The 18,981-nt window shown below is 62.1% G+C and carries 18 protein-coding genes; 13 read left to right on the top strand and 5 right to left on the bottom strand.

Going from position 1 to position 18,981, the window contains the following annotated elements:
* Positions 1 to 77 precede the first annotated feature (77 nt).
* From AC3WQS_RS02325 to AC3WQS_RS02310, 4 genes are read left to right on the top strand one after another with little or no spacing between them, the layout of a single operon-like run.
* Entirely contained in the window at positions 78 to 725 is a 648-nt protein-coding gene (locus AC3WQS_RS02325; protein ID WP_019745160.1) for an ABC transporter permease, read from the top strand.
* A complete protein-coding gene (locus AC3WQS_RS02320) occupies positions 722 to 1,933 on the top strand; it encodes an ATP-binding cassette domain-containing protein (RefSeq protein ID WP_020908997.1) in 1,212 nt (403 codons plus the stop codon). Before AC3WQS_RS02325 ends, AC3WQS_RS02320 begins: the two co-directional genes overlap by 4 nt.
* A gap of 2 nt (positions 1,934 to 1,935) precedes the next feature.
* Positions 1,936 to 2,754 (top strand): ABC transporter permease, encoded by an 819-nt coding sequence (locus tag AC3WQS_RS02315; RefSeq protein WP_003939758.1) that lies wholly within the window; start codon positions 1,936 to 1,938, stop codon positions 2,752 to 2,754.
* Positions 2,751 to 3,746 carry a glycine betaine ABC transporter substrate-binding protein gene (locus tag AC3WQS_RS02310; RefSeq protein WP_019745161.1) on the top strand — a complete coding sequence of 332 codons (996 nt, stop codon included), beginning with the start codon at positions 2,751 to 2,753 and terminating at the stop codon, positions 3,744 to 3,746. The genes AC3WQS_RS02315 and AC3WQS_RS02310 overlap by 4 nt, the downstream gene beginning before the upstream one ends.
* A 27-nt stretch (positions 3,747 to 3,773) precedes the next feature.
* Here the strand turns inward: AC3WQS_RS02310 and AC3WQS_RS02305 are convergent, their stop codons facing one another.
* The 5 genes from AC3WQS_RS02305 to AC3WQS_RS02285 form a co-directional block, all read right to left on the bottom strand.
* A complete protein-coding gene (locus tag AC3WQS_RS02305) occupies positions 3,774 to 4,550 on the bottom strand; it encodes a trans-aconitate 2-methyltransferase (RefSeq protein WP_020908998.1) in 777 nt (258 codons plus the stop codon).
* Positions 4,551 to 4,594: 44 nt separating this feature from the next.
* Positions 4,595 to 5,641: a phosphatidylinositol-specific phospholipase C domain-containing protein gene (locus tag AC3WQS_RS02300; RefSeq protein WP_042952853.1), complete on the bottom strand. Its 1,047-nt coding sequence runs from the start codon at positions 5,639 to 5,641 to the stop codon at positions 4,595 to 4,597.
* A gap of 67 nt (positions 5,642 to 5,708) precedes the next feature.
* A complete protein-coding gene (locus AC3WQS_RS02295) occupies positions 5,709 to 7,403 on the bottom strand; it encodes a class I adenylate-forming enzyme family protein (protein ID WP_492712991.1) in 1,695 nt (564 codons plus the stop codon).
* Positions 7,404 to 7,445: 42 nt separating this feature from the next.
* On the bottom strand, positions 7,446 to 8,327 hold the full coding sequence (locus AC3WQS_RS02290) for an acyl-CoA thioesterase (RefSeq protein ID WP_060938052.1): 882 nt from the start codon (positions 8,325 to 8,327) through the stop codon (positions 7,446 to 7,448).
* Positions 8,328 to 8,337: 10 nt separating this feature from the next.
* The gene (locus AC3WQS_RS02285; RefSeq protein WP_492712992.1) at positions 8,338 to 9,822 is read right to left on the bottom strand and encodes an MFS transporter; all 1,485 of its coding nucleotides are present in this window, start codon (positions 9,820 to 9,822) and stop codon (positions 8,338 to 8,340) included.
* A gap of 196 nt (positions 9,823 to 10,018) precedes the next feature.
* Between AC3WQS_RS02285 and AC3WQS_RS02280 the strand changes: the two genes are divergently transcribed.
* From AC3WQS_RS02280 to AC3WQS_RS02240, 9 genes are all read left to right on the top strand, one after another.
* On the top strand, positions 10,019 to 11,182 hold the full coding sequence (locus tag AC3WQS_RS02280) for a thiolase family protein (RefSeq protein WP_046379225.1): 1,164 nt from the start codon (positions 10,019 to 10,021) through the stop codon (positions 11,180 to 11,182).
* Positions 11,183 to 11,219: 37 nt separating this feature from the next.
* Positions 11,220 to 12,752 carry an acyl-CoA synthetase gene (locus tag AC3WQS_RS02275; protein ID WP_046379226.1) on the top strand — a complete coding sequence of 511 codons (1,533 nt, stop codon included), beginning with the start codon at positions 11,220 to 11,222 and terminating at the stop codon, positions 12,750 to 12,752.
* Positions 12,753 to 12,916: 164 nt separating this feature from the next.
* Positions 12,917 to 13,369, top strand: a complete 453-nt coding sequence (locus AC3WQS_RS02270; RefSeq protein WP_019745170.1) for a MaoC family dehydratase N-terminal domain-containing protein — start codon at positions 12,917 to 12,919, stop codon at positions 13,367 to 13,369.
* Between the two features lie 37 nt (positions 13,370 to 13,406).
* The gene (locus tag AC3WQS_RS02265; RefSeq protein ID WP_019745171.1) at positions 13,407 to 14,210 is read left to right on the top strand and encodes an SDR family NAD(P)-dependent oxidoreductase; all 804 of its coding nucleotides are present in this window, start codon (positions 13,407 to 13,409) and stop codon (positions 14,208 to 14,210) included.
* Between the two features lie 30 nt (positions 14,211 to 14,240).
* Positions 14,241 to 15,368, top strand: coding sequence for a CaiB/BaiF CoA transferase family protein (locus AC3WQS_RS02260; protein WP_020970685.1), 1,128 nt, complete (start codon positions 14,241 to 14,243; stop codon positions 15,366 to 15,368).
* Between the two features lie 19 nt (positions 15,369 to 15,387).
* The gene (locus AC3WQS_RS02255) at positions 15,388 to 16,191 is read left to right on the top strand and encodes an SDR family NAD(P)-dependent oxidoreductase (RefSeq protein WP_020970686.1); all 804 of its coding nucleotides are present in this window, start codon (positions 15,388 to 15,390) and stop codon (positions 16,189 to 16,191) included.
* A gap of 30 nt (positions 16,192 to 16,221) precedes the next feature.
* Positions 16,222 to 17,409, top strand: coding sequence for a lipid-transfer protein (locus AC3WQS_RS02250; protein WP_019745174.1), 1,188 nt, complete (start codon positions 16,222 to 16,224; stop codon positions 17,407 to 17,409).
* A gap of 1 nt (position 17,410) precedes the next feature.
* A complete protein-coding gene (locus AC3WQS_RS02245) occupies positions 17,411 to 17,791 on the top strand; it encodes a MaoC/PaaZ C-terminal domain-containing protein (protein WP_042952859.1) in 381 nt (126 codons plus the stop codon).
* 24 nt (positions 17,792 to 17,815) lie between these two features.
* Positions 17,816 to 18,973 carry an acyl-CoA dehydrogenase family protein gene (locus AC3WQS_RS02240; protein WP_020909009.1) on the top strand — a complete coding sequence of 386 codons (1,158 nt, stop codon included), beginning with the start codon at positions 17,816 to 17,818 and terminating at the stop codon, positions 18,971 to 18,973.
* Positions 18,974 to 18,981 lie beyond the last annotated feature (8 nt).

Raw genomic sequence — 18,981 nt, 5'->3', positions numbered from 1 at the left:
AAAGCCCTTGTGCGCCGGTCGGTGTCGAGGGAAGACGTTCGAGCGAGCAGAAGTCCGAAGAAAGTGGGTTCGGAAATATGGGCGCCCTATGGGATTTTGTCGTTGCACGACGACAACAATTGATGACCGACTCGTACCTACATGTTTCAGCAGTTATCCAGTCCGTGATCATCGCGACGATTGCCGCCGTGATCATCGGCATTCTCGTCTACCGGAGCCCGGCGGGATCCTCCATCGCTACGGCGTTGGCCAGCACGATCCTGACGGTTCCTTCATTCGCCCTCCTCGGACTGCTCATTCCGATTCTCGGTCTCGGCGTCGCTCCTACGATCACCGCGTTGATCTTGTATGCCCTGCTCCCGATCATTCGGAACACGATCATCGGTCTGGATGCGGTCAACCCGGCGATCACGGACGCAGCCCGCGGTGTCGGAATGAATCGCATGCATGTTCTGAGTCGAATCGAGCTGCCGATCGCGTGGCCGTCGATCCTCACCGGCATGCGGGTCAGCACACAGATGCTCATGGGCATCCTCGCCATCGCGGCGTACGCCAAGGGTCCTGGTCTGGGAAACCTGATCTTCTCCGGACTCTCGCGTGTCGGTAGCCCGAACGCTGTTCCTCAAGCGCTGGTCGGCACCGTACTGATCGTCATTCTGGCTCTGATTCTCGACGGAATCTACGTCGTCATCGGTCGTCTCACTACTTCGAAGGGGCTGCAATGACTGAAACCATTCCGTCTGACGTATCTGCAGATCAGAAGGTATCCGGGGTCGAGATTGTTCTCGAATCCGTCACCAAGCGTTACCCGGGCCAGAAAGCTGCAGCGGTGGACAATGTTTCACTGACTGTTCCGGCCGGTGAGATCGTGGTCTTCGTCGGACCTTCGGGTTGCGGCAAGACGACGACGATGCGCATGATCAACCGTCTGATCGAACCCACCTCGGGCAAGATCACCATCGACGGCAAGGACGCGCTGTCCATCGACCCGGACAAGCTTCGCCGCGGCATCGGCTACTCGATCCAGCAGGCAGGATTGTTCCCGCACTTCACCATTGCGAAGAACGTCGCGACGGTGCCCGGCCTCATCGGTTGGGACAAGAAACGTATCGCAGCTCGCACCGACGAGATGCTCGACCTCGTCGGCCTCGATCCCGATACCTATCGCGACCGCTACCCTCGCCAGTTGTCCGGTGGCCAGCAACAGCGTGTGGGCGTTGCGCGGGCGCTGGCTGCCGATCCACCTGTCTTGTTGATGGACGAGCCTTTCGGTGCCGTCGACCCGATCACCCGCGGCCTGCTGCAGGACGAACTGATGCGCCTGCAGTCGGAGTTGGGTAAGACCATCGTCTTCGTCACCCACGATTTCAACGAGGCAGTCAAACTCGGTGACCGTATTGCCGTGCTGGGCAATCAGTCCAGCATCATGCAGTACGACACTCCGGAAGCGATTCTCGCCAATCCCGCAAACGACATGGTCGCGGGATTTGTCGGGGCGGACGCCTCGCTCAAGCAGCTGACCCTGACACGCGTGCGCCAGATCAAACTCAAGCAGTGCCTCACCGCCCGCGAAACCGATTCGGTCGATGATTTGAGAACCGCACTCGCAGCGCGTAAGTGGAAGTGGGCCTTGATTCTCGATCAGCGTGGACGGCCGCTTCGCTGGGTCTCGCCCGGCCACCTCGCCCATGCGTCGACGCTTCGAGGTGTCGGTAACGAGATCGGCGAAGCCGTGTCCATCCAGTCCACCCTGCAGGATGCCTTGGAAGCTCTTCTCGCTGAAAGCAATGCGTCCACAGTGGTCACCGGACGGCGCGGCGAGTATGTCGGTCTCATCACCATCGACACACTGGTCAGCCATCTCTCCGAGATGCGCGAGGAGCATGCGCACGACCACGACGAAGAGCCAGACACCGAGAACGTCGAGGGTTGAACATGACTGCCACGACAGAGGAGCGCGTCTCCGCGCCTGAGATGGAACCGGACGCCCCCGATCTGGGTGCGGCCGAGAACGCCGCCACGCGCCGTGCGGAACGGATGCGACTGTATGTGCAACCGGTCATCGTCCTGATCCTGGTTGCGGGCGTGTTGATCTGGGCATTCAGCCGAGATCTCAACGCGACGCAGAAGGCGAGTATCAATCTCGACAACATCGTCACACTGACCTGGCAGCACGTACTGATCACGGCCGCCGTGGTCATCATCGTCGTCGCCATCGCAGTTCCACTCGGAACTCTGCTGACCAGGCCGAAATTCACCCGGCTGGCACCGTTCTTCGTGGGGATAGCCAACATCGGAGCCGCGGCGCCTGCCATCGGCCTGCTCGTGCTGTTCTATCTCGCAACAAGAACGACGGGCTTCTGGATCGGCGTATTTCCCATCGCGTTCTATTCGCTGCTCCCGGTGCTGCGCAACACCATCCTCGGCTACCAGCAAGTGGACAAGACCTTGATCGATGCCGGGCGCGGGCAGGGAATGTCTTCGCTCACGGTCCTGCGTCAACTCGAATTCCCGATGGCCGTCCCGTACATCCTTGCAGGACTGCGCACTTCGCTCGTTCTGGCAGTCGGCACCGCGACGCTGTGCTTCCTGGTCAGTGCCGGCGGACTCGGCATTCTGATCGACACCGGATACAAGCTCCGCGACAACGTCACCCTCGTGGTCGGTGCCGTACTGGCGGTGTCGTTGGCCTTGCTGATCGACTGGCTCGGCGCGCTCGCCGAAACTTATCTCGGGCCCAAGGGATTACGATGACCAAGACTTCGATCACCAGAACGTGGGGCTGGAAAGTCGCGGTTGCCACGATCGGCCTCACACTTGTCGCTTCGTGTGGCCTCGAGTCCGGTGGCGCACTGCCCCTGGCTGTCGGCCCCGGCAGCATCGAGCCGGTTCCCGAGCTCGAGGGTGTGAAGATGACCGTCGGCTCCAAGGACTTCACCGAGCAGATCGTGCTCGGATACGTCATCGAATTCGCGATGGCCGCTGCGGGCGCAGATGTTCGAGATCTCACGAACATCCAGGGCTCGAACAGCACCCGTGACGCACAGTTGAACGGGCAGATCGACCTTGCGTACGAGTACACCGGGACCGGCTGGATCAACTACCTCGGCAACGAGACTCCTCTTCCCGATTCGCAGGCGCAGTTCGAGGCCGTCCGTGATGCGGACCTTGCTGCGAACGACATGGTGTGGACCGATCCGGCGCCGATGAACAATACGTATGCATTGGCGATGAGCAAGGAGACCGCTGAGAAGACCGGCGTCAAGACGGTTTCCGACTACGCGAAGTTGGTCGAATCCGATCCCGGCGCCGCGGTGACGTGCGTCGAGACCGAGTTCAACGTCCGCCAGGACGGATACCCCGGCCTGGCAGCGAAATACGGTTTCGACGCCTCGCGTGCCCAGCGCCAGATCCTGCAGACCGGCATCATCTACCAGGCGACAGCCGACAGCGATCAGTGCAAGTTCGGCGAGGTGTTCACCACCGACGGTCGCATCATCGCACTCGATCTCGTTCTGCTCGAAGACGATCTGCAGTTCTTCCCGAAATACAATCCGGCATTGGTCATGAAAAAGGACTTCGCGGAAGCACATCCGGAGGTTGCCGAAGTCATGGCGCCGATCTCGGAGAAACTGACCAACGAGGTGATGACCGAGCTAAACCGGCAGGTCGACGTCGATGGCAAGGAGCCGGCGGACGTGGCTCGCGACTGGCTGGTCTCGGAAGGCTTTGTCACCGCTGAGTGATCGGCGGACCGCAGCACAGCCGAGTAGTTACCGCTTGCGTCCCACGCAGAACACCCGCCGGAACGGAAACAGCGTTCCGGCGGCTGTTGCGGGATACGCCTCCCGCAGCAGATCCGAATACTGGCGCTCGAACTCCGGAGCGTCGGCCTCGCCGAGAACGTCCAGCACCGGCCGAAGTCCAGTCCCCCGAACCCATCCGAGCACCGGATCAGCACCGGCCAGCACATGTACGTACGTCGTCTCCCAGGCGTCGACGTCGAATCCGTGCTCCTGCAGACGCTGCGCGTACGCAACCGGACTGTCGACGCCTTCCGGGCCGCGTAGGACGCCACCCAGTCGCTCGCTCCATTCCGCGGACTCCGCGAGGCTTCGCATGAGCGCATGTGACGGTGCATCGAAGTTTCCTGGAACCTGCCACGCCAGCCACGACCCGGATGCCAGGGTGTCCGCCCACTGGTCGATCAGCTCGCGGTGGCTCGGAACCCACTGCAATGCAGCGTTACTGACGACCACGTCGTAACCCGTGGCATCGAAGGACATGATGTCCCCCAACTCGACGGTGACGTTTCCCGGTAGGTCTGTCGGGGCCTGCGCCACCATTTCGGGAGACGAGTCGAATCCGGATACCGAGGCGTCCGGCCATCGTTCCCCCAGCATCGCGGTCAAGCTACCTGATCCGCAGCCGAGGTCGGCTACCCGCGTCGGGTCTTCGGTCGCCACCCGTGACACCAGGTCCACGAACGGGCGTGACCGCTCACCCGAATAGCGGCCGTAGACTTCGGGATTCCACGTGACAGTGCGCATGAACCCATCCTGCACCCTGTTCCTGAGAATTGCCGCCCTCTAGATCACCGACGCGGCACCACGGTGGACAGTACGTTCGGCAACCTCGACCAGTCCGCGGTGATGTAACTTGCGTGATCACCCGCCAACCGGTCGAGACGCTCGCTCGCCTCCACCTCGGTGGCATGCGCACCGTCGATCTGTGGAGCGACCTTGTGCGCGTCGGTCATGACGAGCAGGTAGCCACGATCGTGGTACCACTGCGGATCCACAACGCCCGAGGTGTAATCGAGGGCGTCGCCGTCGAAGATCACGAACCACGGGCGGATGCCCGGGTCGGCGTAACGGTCGATTCGTGGGTCTCCCGGTGACGCCCGGTGAACAGCGGGAAAGGCGGCGCCGAGTTGGACGAGTCCGGCAGCGGACAGATCTCGCAAGTGCGTCGCGTACTGCCGGTCGGTCCACTCCGTGTCGAGCGGGTTTCCCTCCTCGATCGTTCCCGGAATCAGCTCGAACAGAAATTTGCCGCTCATCTCGGACATGGTCGGCCATCCACGGTCGGTGACGGCGGCATCCGGGGTCGAGTAGGACTCACCCATCAGATCGGATGGAGTGAAGACCGCGTCGCCGAGAGTCCCGAGGATCAAGGCGTCGAGATCGGCAGGTCCGCGTCCGTAGCCGGTGGTGAAACCGTCCTTGAGTTCCAACTTGATCATCACCGGAGGATGCTCGGGGTCGGCTTCGTGCCACGCCCGCATATCTGCCAGGCATCCGCGCAGTCCCTGATCTCGCTGACCACTTCGCAACCCGGATGCGTCCTGCGCGCCGACGCAGTTGCTGTCGCTCGCCACCGGATTCATGTGCGAGACACGCCAGTCCGGACCACCGCCGTTGGTCCACAGATCCAATTCGAGCAGCGAGGCCCCGGAGTCCAAAGCGTCGGCGAAGTACGGAAACGTCGCCTTCTCGTAGGAGTTGTGGACGCCGACGGACGTGGTCTCGGAGAACGAGCGAGCTCGGTCCGCAGTCGTCTCGGCACCGACGGTGGAAGCCGAGACGACCGAGACGACCGCCGCGAATGCACTCACACCGGCTACCAGAATTCCACGCATGTTCGACACTCTCGCAGAAATCACGCCGCTGCAGGACGGAATCGGAAGAGACAACTGGACGAACGTCCTAGGCTGTGTCGACGGTAAGACTGTTCCGCAATATGTTCTTCTGTATTTTTCCCGTTGCGGTGACAGGCAGGCGGTCGACGAACCTGATCGAACGAACCTTCTGATACGGAGCCACCTTCGCGGCCACGTAGTCCGTCAATTCCCGTTCCAGCAATTGCAGGTCCGATGCAGATTCGGACGCGAAGTCGCGGTTCAATTGAACGAAGGCCGTCACACGCTCGCCGACCACCGGCACCGTTTCGCCGACGACGGCTGCCTGCGCAACGGCAGCATGCGAACACAGAATCTCTTCGAGCGGCTGCGGATACACGTTGTAGCCCTTGTAGATGATCATGTCCTTCGATCGCCCGACCAGAAACAGGTGCCCCGCATCGTCCAGCCGCCCCATGTCGCCGGTCGCGAGCCAACCATCGCGAAACTGAACCGCGGTCAGCTCCGGCTGGCTCTGGTATCCGTCGGTGATCTGGGGCCCGCGGGCCCAGACCTCACCCACCTCGCCGGGCCCGAGGACTGCCGAATTCTCGTCTCGGATCTCGAGTTCGGTGTCGAAGATTGCGACACCGACACTGTCCGGCGGCGTCGCGACATCACTGTTCAAAGGCGCACCGGTCAGGCCCATCGTCGCTTCGCTCAGGCCGTATCCCTCCGTGACCCAGGCGTTGCCGAAGATCGTTTGAAGGCTCCGCAGCGATGTCGTGTCGAACGGGGCTGCGCCGGAGTTGATCGCACGCACGGAGGACAAGTCGTGCGCTCCGATCCTGCTGCTCGCCAACAATGCGTAGTACATCGCAGGCGAACCGGTGATGTGCGTGACGCCGAGGCGCTCGATGTCTGCCAACATCCGGTCCGGATCGAAGCGGCCGGTGAAGACAACGGTCGAACCGAGCAGCGTACTGACGTTCTGTCCGACCAAGCCCAGACCGTGGAAGAGGGGCGCCACTGCGATGTTGACGCCTTCGCCAGGCACCAGCGCGTGAGGACCGCGATCGACGGTCGACTGCATGCGAAGCCCACCGAATTCGTCGAGTTCGGTGAGAAGTCCCGATCGCCAGGACGCCATCTGGATGACATTCGAAACCAGGTTACGGTTAAGTACGCGAACAGCTTTGGAGCGTCCGGTCGTACCACCGGTCAGCTGCAGATGGGCGACGAGCTCCGGATCGACGCGGTACGACACCAACGGCTGCGCTTGCAGTAGATCGCCGAATGCACGAACGCCCTCTGGCAGAACCGTTTCGGTCGCCGGCGCCGAGGGTGTCGCGGATACGCACACCACTGCGTCGACGCACTGCGCGTCCGCTGCCAGAACGATGCCGACGGTTTCGGGGTGCGAGATGACCACCCGGGCCTTCACATCGTCCAACTGATCGCGGAGACCGGCGGGCGGGAGAGTCGGATTGACCGGCGCCACAGCAGCACCCGCACACAACGCACCGTAGTACGCCACGACGTACCACAGGTTGTTCACCATATGGAGCGCCACGACGTGCCCCGGTTGCACTCCGAGTGCACGCAATCCCCCGGCCGCTCGTTGTGCACGATCATGCAACTCGGCGAAGGTGAGTGCAAGGTCGCCGTCTTGCAACGCGATTCGATCAGGGTAGGCGCACGCAGCTCCCGCGAGAACTGCGTCGATTCCCGTCGTCGGATAGTCGAGGCACCGAGGCATATCGGTCGGCCAGGCGAGCGTCATGAGTAGAACCTCCAGCTGTTCGGAATGGATGGAAAGAATCTTCTAGTCGAGTCGGCGAACCAGCGACTCTTGGACAACAGTGGCTACCAAATCTCCTTCCCTACTCCAGAAGTACCCACTCGACAGTCCGCGCCCGTCGCAGGACGATGGGCTGCTCTGCGAGAAGAGCATCCAGTCGTCAGCGCGGAAGGGTCGATGGAACCACACAGCGTGATCGAGGGAAGTCACGATCGCCCTGGATTGGCCCTTGAGCATCGAGCGATGCGGTTGAATGTCCAGTGACGCTGTCGACGCCAATGTCATGTCGGAGCCGTACGTGAGGGCGCAGACGTGAAGCAACGGATTGTCGGGCAAGGCTCGAGCGGGTTTGAGCCACACCGTCTGCTCTGAAAGTCCCGGTACTGCACGGTGGTCCGATACCCGATCCTGCGGAACGAAGCGCAGGGACATCACTCGCACTGTTGTCGCGGCCTGGTACTCCTCAGGCCGCTCTTGCGCCCAGTGCTCGTACGGATCCGGAAGTTCCTCGGGTGGCGGCACTTCGGGCATCGTCAACTGCCGATCCGCGCCGCCTTCGGGCAGTTTGAAGGAGGCCGACAACGTGAAGATCGGTTCGCCATCTTGTCTCGCAGTGACTCGACGGGAGTGATACGACCGCCCGTCTCGGAGTCGTTCCACCTCGTAGACGATCGGTTTGGTGGGATCGCCCGCGCTGAGGAAATAACCGTGCAGCGAATGCGCAAGATTTTCCGGTGGAACGGTACAGCCGGCGGCGGTCAGAGCCTGAGCCGCCACCTGCCCGCCGAACGCCCTCATCGGATGCCCGGCATGGCAGTAGCCGCGAAACTCGTTGCTGCTCAACTCTTCCAAAGTGAGTAGGCTCTCGAAGTCAGGCGAAACATGATGATCGAGTACGAAGGTCATCGAGATCGGCCTATCGGGCAGCAACAACGGGAGCGTTGGGGCGCACCAAGTTCTTGTCACGGGCAGGGTCGATGATGACGATGCCGACAACGGCCACGACGAGTGCAACCCCACCGAGGATCTGGAAGGCGGTCGCGTAGCCGTCACCACCGTCGCCGGCCGCATCGACGATGCGTCCCATCATGTACGGCGCGATGAAACCACCGAACGCCATGAGCGACAGGAACACCCCGAGTACCCCGGAAATTTGCTTCGGCGGGCACAATTCGCTCACACAGGCATTGAGAAGCGGCAGCACCGGAGTGCATATCGCATAGCCCAAGGACACCATGAACACAGCCATGACGGGCGCACTGACGAACGGCAGGAAGACCAACATCGTGCCGCCGATCAGCATGCCGACCGCAGGAAAGACCACCCGAGCAGCCCGCATGCTGACGCCTTTGGTGATGAGCCTGTCACTGAGCCACGTGCTGCTCAACATGATCACAAGGCCGATGAGGCTGGGGATGGAGAACATGGAACCTGCCTGGAGCCGTGAATAGCCAAGGCCCATTTCGAAATACGACGGCAACCAGGTGAGGACCACTGCTGCGAGTGCGTAGGCGGCTGCAATGAGCAGAACTCCGCCGATGAAGGTGCGGGTATGGAAGATGTGCAGCCAGGGCACAGCCGGCTCAGCGTCGGTCGTGGGCGCCGTTGCCGTTGCCGATGCCGGATCCGAGTCTTCAGGGCCCGATTCTTCAGGGCCCGAGTCGACGCTATCGGCCTTACCCGAGTTGCCACTGCGGCCGTACGGACCTTCCTTCCACATTGCCAGCCACAGCACAGCCCACAACAGACCCGCGATCGCCAATGCGACCAGCGCAGAACGCCAACCCCAGGTGACGGCCACGTACGCGAGGATGGGTGCGATCGCAATCTTCGCGATCGACGCCGAGCAGGTCAGGACGGCTCCCGGCAGTCCGCGTCGCGCCGGCGCATGCCAGGAGTACGCGGCGGAGAACAGCAGGGGCGAGTTGGGTCCTTCGGCGAAGCCGAGAATCATCCGACTCACCAGCAGGGTCACGAAGCTGGCCGAGAGAATGAGCGGCAACATCGCCACGGACCACAGGACGACCAGCAGGACGAGCGCCCAGCGCAGTCCGAGCCACTTGTCGAGAGCGCCCGAGAACAAGCCACCGAGCGAGAGCATCAGAAAAAAGGCACTACCGGTCAGACCGATATCCGAAGCGGAGAGTCCCAACTCCTTGGCCAAGGGCTGAGCGATGATGCCGAGAACTGCTTTGTCGGCGAAGTTGATGACATACATGGCGACCAGCACGCTGGTCATCCCCCAGGCCACTGTCCTGGATTCGCCTGCTTCTCCGAGCTTGGCCCGAGGCCGGTTCACCTGCTGTTCGAGTACCACTAAATCTCCTTGAACTGGTAAGGGAAGATTCGCCACGACTTCGCCGTTGGCGCTCGACATGCCCGATTCGGTGATGGGCGTCACATTGCCTGCTAGGCAGGATTCAATCACTAAAACAGCTTCCTAGCAAGCAGTTCAATGAATAATGTGAATTTGCCATAACTAGATGCAGGGTCAATGATCGAAATGGATCGCCATCCAAACAAAAGTTATTGGTAATTCACTTATCTGTCCAACCGCAAAGACGCCGACCTCGAAGTCGGCAACGAAGGAGCACGCCATGAACGACGCCGTCATCGTCGACGCAGTTCGCACACCGATCGGAAAGCGGAACGGAGGGCTGTCCGGGATTCACCCAGTCGACCTGTCCGCACATGTCCTTCGCGCCCTCACCGAACGCAACGACCTGGATCCGAGCACAGTCGACGACGTCTTGTGGGGTTGCGTCAGCCAGGTTGGTGAACAAGCCGGCGGCGTCGGCCGATACGCCGTACTCGCCGCGGGTTGGCCCGAATCGGTCACCGGTGTGACCGTGGACCGGGCTTGCGGATCCTCGCAACAGTCCTTGCATTTCGCCGCGGCCGGAATCATCAGTGGCCACTACGACATCGCCGTCGCCGGAGGCGTCGAGAGCATGAGCCGCGTCCCCATCGGCTCGGCACGCAGCGCCACCCAATTCGGCAAGCCGTTCGGCCCGCTGGTCCGCAAGCGATACAACGGAGTGGAATTCAACCAGGGTGTGGGCGCAGAAATGATCGCCGAGAACTTCGGGCTGACCCGAACGCAGCTGGATCAGCACGCTCTCGATTCCCACGAGCGAGCTGGCGCGGCAATCGACTCGGGCGCATTCGAGAGTCAGATCAGCCCGGTGAAGACCACGGCCGAAGGCACCGTGTCCATGGTCGACACCGACGAGGGGGTCCGGCGCGGATCGACTCTCGAGCGATTGGCTGCGCTCCCTACCCCGTTCAAGGACGACGGACGTATCACCGCTGCCAACTCCTCACAGATCTCCGACGGCGCCGCTGCGCTTCTGGTCACCAGCAGCGAATTGGCGGCTCGCAGAGGGTGGAAGCCCATCGCCCGGGTCCACACCGTGGCATTGGCAGGCGTCGACCCGATCACCATGGCTACCGGTCCCATTCCGGCCACCGCCAAGGTCCTCGAGCGTTCGGGGCTGTCACTGTCCGACATCGGGGCATTCGAGATCAACGAGGCTTTCGCTTCGGTCACTCTGGCTTGGATGCAGGCGACCGGCGCCGACTATGCCAAGCTCAACCCTCTCGGCGGCGCGATGGCACTCGGTCATCCTCTCGGCGGTTCGGGCGCACGTCTGACGACGACCCTCGTACACCACATGCGCGACAACGGTATTCGGTACGGATTGCAGTCGATGTGCGAGGCTGGCGGTCAGGCCAATGCCATGATCCTGGAACTGATCTGAATCAGGCCACGCGCCCCGGACTCCTTGGAGGAAGCACATGCAACTGACTCAATTCGTTCACCGATCCATGCGAGCAGCCCCGGAAACCCCGATGACAGTGTTCGGAGATCGAGTCCGAAGCTGCCGACAATCGGTCGAACGAATCACGAAGCTGGCGGGCGGGTTGCAGGCGATGGGCCTGCAACCCGGCGATCGCGTCGCGATTCTGGCATTGAATTCGGACTGGTACCACGAGGCGCTCGTCGCCTGTTGGTGGTCGGGAGCGGTGGCGAGTCCCGTCAACACCCGTTGGAGCCCAGCGGAAATCACTTACGCACTCGAGGATTCCGGCTCGACCTTCCTGCTGGTCGACGACAACTTCGCTCCCGCCGCGAGCGCCCTCCGCGAATCGTGCCCAAGTCTGGCGACTGTGATCTACTGCGGCGAAGGACAGGCCCCCGAGGGAATGCTCGACTACGAACGGGTGATCTCGGAATCGGTACCTGTCGCCGATCTACGCGTCGGCGGCGACACCCTGGCACTCCTGCTGTACACAGGTGGTACGACGGGCGTACCGAAAGGTGTGATGGTCAGCCATCGATCGCTGATCACCTCTGCCTTGGGCACACTCGCCGCAGGAAATGTCGCTGTCAGTGGTGGAGTGAACCTAGCGGTCAACCCTCTGTTCCACATCGCTGGGATCGTCGGGTGGCTGGCCCAGTCGCTGATGGGTGGCACTCAGGTCTTCCTGTCGAGATTCAGTCCGGGCATATTCCTCGAAGCAGTTGACCGCCATCGGCCGACAACCGTCGGCCTGGTCCCGACGATGCTTCAGATGTTGATCTCGCACGAGGACACGGCTTCCTACGATCTGACCAGTGTTCGAGTCCTGAGGTACGGCGCCTCCCCCATTTCTCCGACGCTTCTGGGGCAAGTCATGCAGATGTTCCCCAACAGCGCCTTCGCGCAGGGCTACGGGATGACGGAGACCGCCCACATCAGTGTTCTCAGCCCCGCTGATCATCTGGAAGGCGGCGAGTTGCTCCGTAGCGCCGGTCGCATTCTCCCGCACTGCGAGGTCCGGATCGTCGATCCGGCAGGCACGGAACTGCCTCCGGGTGAGGTAGGCGAAATTGTCACGTTCGGCAGCCACATCATGCTCGGATACTGGAACAAACCGATCGAGACCGCCGCGGTACTACGCGACGGCTGGATGCACACGGGCGATGCGGGATACCTCGACGAGCGCGGTTACCTGTTCATCGTCGATCGCATCAAGGACATGATCGTCACCGGAGGCGAGAACGTCTACTCCACCGAGGTCGAAAACGCCTTGGCTCGACATGAATCCGTGGCAGCGTGCTCTGTCATCGGCCTACCCGATTCCCAGTGGGGCGAACGCGTACATGCCGTGGTCGTCCTTCGAGCGGATTCGAACGTCGACGTCGACGCATTGCGCGCGCATGTGAAGACACTCATCGCCGGGTACAAGGTTCCTCGCTCCTTCCAGTTCGTCGATGCGTTGCCGGTCAACGGTGCCGGCAAGGTACTCAAACGCGATCTGCGTGCCCTGGCCGCCACGTCGGACTAGTCTGTCCTCTCCACCAGACTCGGGAATCATCCATCACTCGGATTAGGTTCTCAGACTCCTTGACAACTGCACCTATCTGGGCCAAAGTGAATATGCGCTAACCGCGATTCGAAACTCATTCATCAGATGGCGGACACTTTCGCCCAGATTCCGAGGAGTTTGTCATGACCAGCCTCGACGCCGGGGTCATCGGCACCCGAATTCCCGAGCACTCGGTGGAGGTCGAGCGCGGGCGACTCGCCTTCTTCGCCCGCGCCACCGGACAGGACGACCCGATCTACACCGACCGGAGCGCCGCCGAACAGGCCGGACACCGCGACATCCCTGTCCCACCGACGTTCTTGTTCTGCCTCGACATGGAGCGACCGAATCCCTCCACCTTCTACGCGGATCTCGGAATCGACATCCGGACGATCCTGCACGGCGAGCAGGAGTTCACCTACCTGAAGACCGCGTATGCAGGTGACACTCTCCATTTCTCCACTTCGGTCACGGATTGCTACGCGAAAAAGGCTGGTGCACTGCAGTTTCTGGTCCGCACCACCGAGGTGACACGCGAGGGGCAACCGATTGCGACCCTCCGCTCCACCACGGTCATCCGTGATCCTCGAGCTTGACGACACTCATTCCACCTAGACTGCAAGGACATCGAACATGGGCACTCTCGACGGCAAGGTCGCCATCGTCTCCGGTTCCGGCCGCGGAATCGGTCGCGACATCGCACTCCGCCTCGCTTCCGAAGGCGCATCCGTAGTGGTCAACGACCTCGATCCCGAACCGGCCCACGAAACGGTCGAAGACATCAAGGCTGCAGGCGGACACGCAATCGCCTGCGTCGGATCCGTGACGGACGCCGATTTCGCCGAGCGTTTCGTCGGCACCGCGATCGATGCGTTCGACGGACTCGACATCATCGTCAACAACGCGGGATTCACCTGGGACACCGTCATCCAGAAGATGACCGACGAGCAGTGGGACACCATTCTCGACGTCCATCTCAAGGCACCTTTCCGTATTCTTCGGGCCGCCCAGCCGTACATCAAGGCCAACCCCACCGACTACCACCGCAAGGTCGTCAACGTCTCCTCGGTGGCCGGCCTCTACGGAAACCCCGGACAGTCCAACTACGCAGCCGCGAAGGCCGGAATCGTCGGACTGACAAAGACTCTCGCCAAGGAATGGGGACGCTACAAGGTCAACGTCAATGCGGTTGCCTACGGGTTCATCCTCACCCGCATGACCGAAGCAGTTGCCGGCGACGATTCGTTTGTCGAGATCGGCGGCCGCAAGATCAAGGCCGGTGTCAGCGCGGCCGTCATGGAACGAGTCAAGACGTCCAACCCACTCGGTCGCCCGGGTACTCCCGCAGAGGCTGCCGGCGCCGTGTACGTGCTCTGCACGCAGGACACCGACTACGTCAGTGGGCAGTGTCTGACCGTCGATGCCGGCTCGCGTTAGTCTCCCTACCAGCGAAAGATGTCTATTTCCATGACGATTGACGCCAGTCCCAGCGGTCCGCTCGCCGGCCTTCGTGTCGTCGAACTCGGCGGTATCGGGCCAGGCCCGTTCTGCGGCATGCTACTTGCCGATCAAGGCGCTGACGTGATTCGGATCGACCGAAGCACCGAGGCCGGAAAGCAGTCCGGACATCCTGTGCTGCATCGCAACCGGCGTTCGGTAGCTCTTGATCTCAAGGATCCTCACGACGTCGACACCGTCTTGAAGATCATCGACACCGCCGACGCGGTAATCGAGGGCTTCCGGCCGGGAGTCACCGAGCGTTTGGGGCTCGGCCCGGACACCTGCCTCGCCAGGAACCCGAAGCTCGTGTACGGCCGGATGACCGGGTGGGGCCAGAATGGGCCGTTGGCACAGGAACCGGGCCACGATCTCAACTACATTGCCCTGACCGGCGCACTCGGGGCCATGGGAGCCCCCGGGGAGGTCCCTCCGGTTCCGCTGAATCTGGTCGGAGACATGGGCGGTGGCGGAATGCTGCTGGCACTCGGCATCACAACCGCAATGTTGCGCGCACGAATCGACGGCCGCGGACAAGTGGTCGACGCGGCGATGACCGACGGCACCGCCGTGCAGCTGGCATTGATCCACGGACTACTCGCGCGAGATCGCTGGGTGGACGAGCGCGCATCCAACATGTTCGACGGCGGCGCTCCCTTCTACCGGAACTATCGTTGCGCCGACGGTGGATTCATGGCGGTGGGTTGCGTGGAGCCACAGTTCTATGCCGCAACCATGAGAGTGCTCGGACTGACCGAAGATCCACTGTTCGCACAGCAGCACAACAGAGAAGCATGGACGGCAATGGCGGACCGGCTTGCCGATCTCTTCGCGACCCGTACCCGCGACGAATGGGACGCTGCATTCGACATGCAGGGCGCCTGCGTCTCCCCGGTATTGAACTTCGACGAAGCAGCGGTACACCCGCACAATGCCTTCCGAGCGACATTCGGAAAATTCGGCGACGGTCACATCCAACCGAATCCCGCTCCGCGTTACTCCGATACACCGGCCGACGACCCGCGTCCCGCACCCGTCATCGGCCGACACACCGACGAAGTGCTCGCCGAAATCGGCGTAGTCACTGCCGCAAGCTGAAAACGAAAAGGATCGCATCATGGGAACACTCGACGGCAAAGTTGCCATCGTCTCTGGCTCGGGACGCGGGATCGGCCGTGAAATCGCTCTCAAGCTCGCTTCCGAAGGCGCCTCGGTAGTGGTCAACGACCTCGATCCCGAACCTGCCGCTCAGACCGAACGCGATATCAAAGCCACAGGTGGACAGGCTGTCTCGTGCGTCGGCTCCGTTGCCGAGGACGGGTTCGCCGAACGCTTCGTGAACACTGCCGTCGAATCATTCGGCGGACTCGACGTCATCGTCAACAACGCGGGATACACCTGGGACAGCGTGATCCAGAAAATGACCGACGAGCAGTGGGACACCATCCTCGACGTCAACCTCAAGGCGCCGTTCCGGATCCTGCGTGCCGCCCAGCCGTACATCAAGGCCAATCCCACCGACTACCACCGCAAGGTCGTCAACATCTCCTCCACTTCGGGTGTCTTCGGCAATGCAGGACAATCCAATTACGGCAGCGCGAAAGCCGGCATCGTCGGTCTCACCAAAACGCTGGCCAAGGAGTGGGGCCGCTACAAGGTCAATGTCAACGCGGTTGCATTCGGCTTCGTCGTCACCCGAATGACCGAGGTGACAGCCGATTCCGACACCAAGATCACGATCGACGGTCGCGACATTCGTGTCGGAGTCAATCCCGACCGCATGGCAGCCATGGCAACCACCATCCCCTTCGGTCGAGGTGCGACTCCGGTGGAAGCCGCGGGTGCCGTATACCTGCTCTGCACACCGGAATCCGACTACGTCAACAGCCAGTGCCTGGTTGTCGACGGCGGACGAGTCTGACACCGCTCCCCTCGATCATTCGGAGAAACGATGAGCCGTAAAGCATTTGTAGCCGGGGTCGGCATGATCCCTTTCACCAAGCCAGGTAAGAGCGACGACTACGACGTCATGGGAGCAGGCGCGGCCACCGCGGCACTCGAGGACGCAGGCCTCGAGTACTCGAAGGTTCAGCAGGCCTACGTCGGGTATGTGTACGGCGATTCCACCAGTGGCCAGCGCGCGCTGTACAACCTCGGTGAGACCGGCATCCCGGTGATCAACGTCAACAACAACTGCGCCACCGGTTCGACTGCGCTCTGGCTGGCCCGCCAGGCAGTCGAGAGCGGCGCGGTGGAATGTGCTCTGGCGCTCGGCTTCGAACAGATGCAACCCGGCGCCCTCAAGGGTGCCTGGACGGACCGCCCACGCCCCCTCGGTCGCTTCGACGAGGTACTAGAGGCCGCCGCCGGGATCGACGCATCAGTTCCGCGGGCTGCGCAGTACTTCGGTGTGGCGGGTATGGAATACATGGAGAAGTTCGGTATGAAGGCCGAAACGTTCGCCAAGATTCAGGTGAAGGCACGCAAGCACTCGGCCGACAACCCGTACGCGGTGTTCCGCACACAACTCACCGAAGAAGAAGTGCTGGCAGCGCCGACGCTCTTCGGACCCGTCACGCGGTATCAGGCCTGCCCACCCACGTGTGGCGCCGCGGCAGCGATCATCTGCACCGAAGAGTTCGCCCGCGCCAACGGACTTCGTACAGACGTCGCGATCAAGGCGCAGTCGATGACTTCCGATCTACCCAGCACCTTCGACGAAGGAAGCATGATCAAGGCCGTCGGCTACGACGTCACCGCCTCGGCCGCTCGTAACGTTTACGAGGCCTCGGGCGTCGACCCCCGCGATATCAAGGTCGTCGAACTTCACGACTGCTTCACGGTGAACGAGGTGCTCTGCTACGAAGCTCTCGGACTCGTGGAAGAGGGCGGCGCCGAGCAGTTCATCCTCAGCGGCGACAACACCTACGGCGGACGAGTGGTGGTCAACCCGTCCGGCGGCCTTCTGTCCAAGGGCCACCCACTCGGCGCCACCGGCCTCGCCCAATGCGCAGAGTTGGTATGGCAGCTTCGTGGCGACGCCGGTCCACGTCAGGTGGACGGTGCAACCCTCGCGCTGCAGCACAACCTCGGCCTCGGCGGTGCCGGAGTCGTCACCCTCTACGAAAAGGTGAGCTGAGTTGAATACCGGAGACATCCTGGACCTGACGGTCCCGAAGATCACACGCACCGCACTCGCTCTGTACGCCGGCGCTTCGGGAGACCACAATCCCGTCCACATCGACATGGATGCCTGTGCAGCAGTTGGTATCCCCGACGTCTTCGCCCACGGCATGTTGTCCATGGCGTACCTCGGACGACTACTCACCGATCACTACGAGCAGGAGCGCATCCGTTCCTTCTCGGTCAGGTTCTCAGCGATCACCCCGGTGAACTCGACGCCACGGTGCACCGGGACGGTCGTCAAGGTCGAAGACGGCCTCGGTCACCTCGACCTCACCATGACGCTGCCCGACGGCACCGTGACACTGCGCGGTTCCGCAGTCGTCGCGGTCAACTAACCCTCCACGAGAAAGCAGGACGAGATGAAGCGCAACCTCTTCACCCAGGAGCACGAGGATTTCCGCGAGACGATCCGCACGTTCATCGCGAAGGAAGTCACTCCGTTCTACGCAGACTGGGAACGCGACAACCGCGTCCCACGCGAGTTGTTCCACAAACTCGGCGATCTCGGTGTCATGGGTTTCGACATCCCCGAGGAATACGGCGGAACCGGCACGATCAGCTACAAGTTCCAGGCCGTGATGGACGAGGAAACCTCGCGCGCTGCAGTCAGCTTCGGCCACTACACGGTCAGTACCGGAATCGTCCTGCCGTACCTCCTGCGTCTGGCGAACGAAGAGCAGAAGCAGCGTTGGCTCCCCTCGATCGCCACGGGTGAGAAGACGCTGTGCATCGCCATGACCGAGCCCGGTACCGGATCAGATCTGGCCGGCATCCGCACCACTGCCAAGCTCTCCGACGACGGCACTCACTACATCCTCAACGGAGCGAAGACCTTCATCACCGGTGCGGTGAATTCCGAACTGTGCGTGGTGGTTGCACGCACGTCCGCGCCCGCAGAGGACGATCGACGCTTCGGGCTGAGCCTGATGGTGGTTCCCACCGACGCACCCGGCTTCGAATACGGTCGCAAACTCGAGAAGCTCGGCCTGCGCGCCAGTGACACCAGCGAACTTTCGTTCACCGACGTCAAGGTTCCGGTTGCCGATCTCCTCGGAGAGCAGGACAAGGGCTTCTCGTACCTGGGGCAGAACCTGCCGCGAGAGCGCCTCTCGATCGGCAGTCGTGGTGTGGCATCTGCCCGGGCTGCAATCGAATTCGCGAAGGCCTACGTCCAGGAACGCCAGGTGTTCGGCAAGCCCGTCGCGGCGTTCCAGAACACCAAGTTCGTTCTCGCGGAGTGCTCTGCCGAGGTCGAGGCCGCGCAGGCACTCGCCGATCGAGGCATCGAACTCGACGATTCAGGCGAACTCACCGCCGCCGACGCAGCGCGCATCAAGCTGTTCGGTACCGAGGTCGCCGCGCGCGTCATCGACAAGTGCCTGCAATTACACGGCGGATACGGCTACATGCTCGAGTACCCGATCGCGCGTTTGTACGCAGACACTCGGGTGAGCCGTATCTACGGCGGTACAAGTGAAGTCATGAAGACGATCATCGCCAAGGACATGGGTCTGTAGAGACCGGA

It is taken from the genome of Rhodococcus sp. FW305-130 (assembly GCF_058788335.1).
Note: the sequence above shows the minus strand (reverse complement) of the source record. Positions and strands in the feature narration are given on the sequence as shown.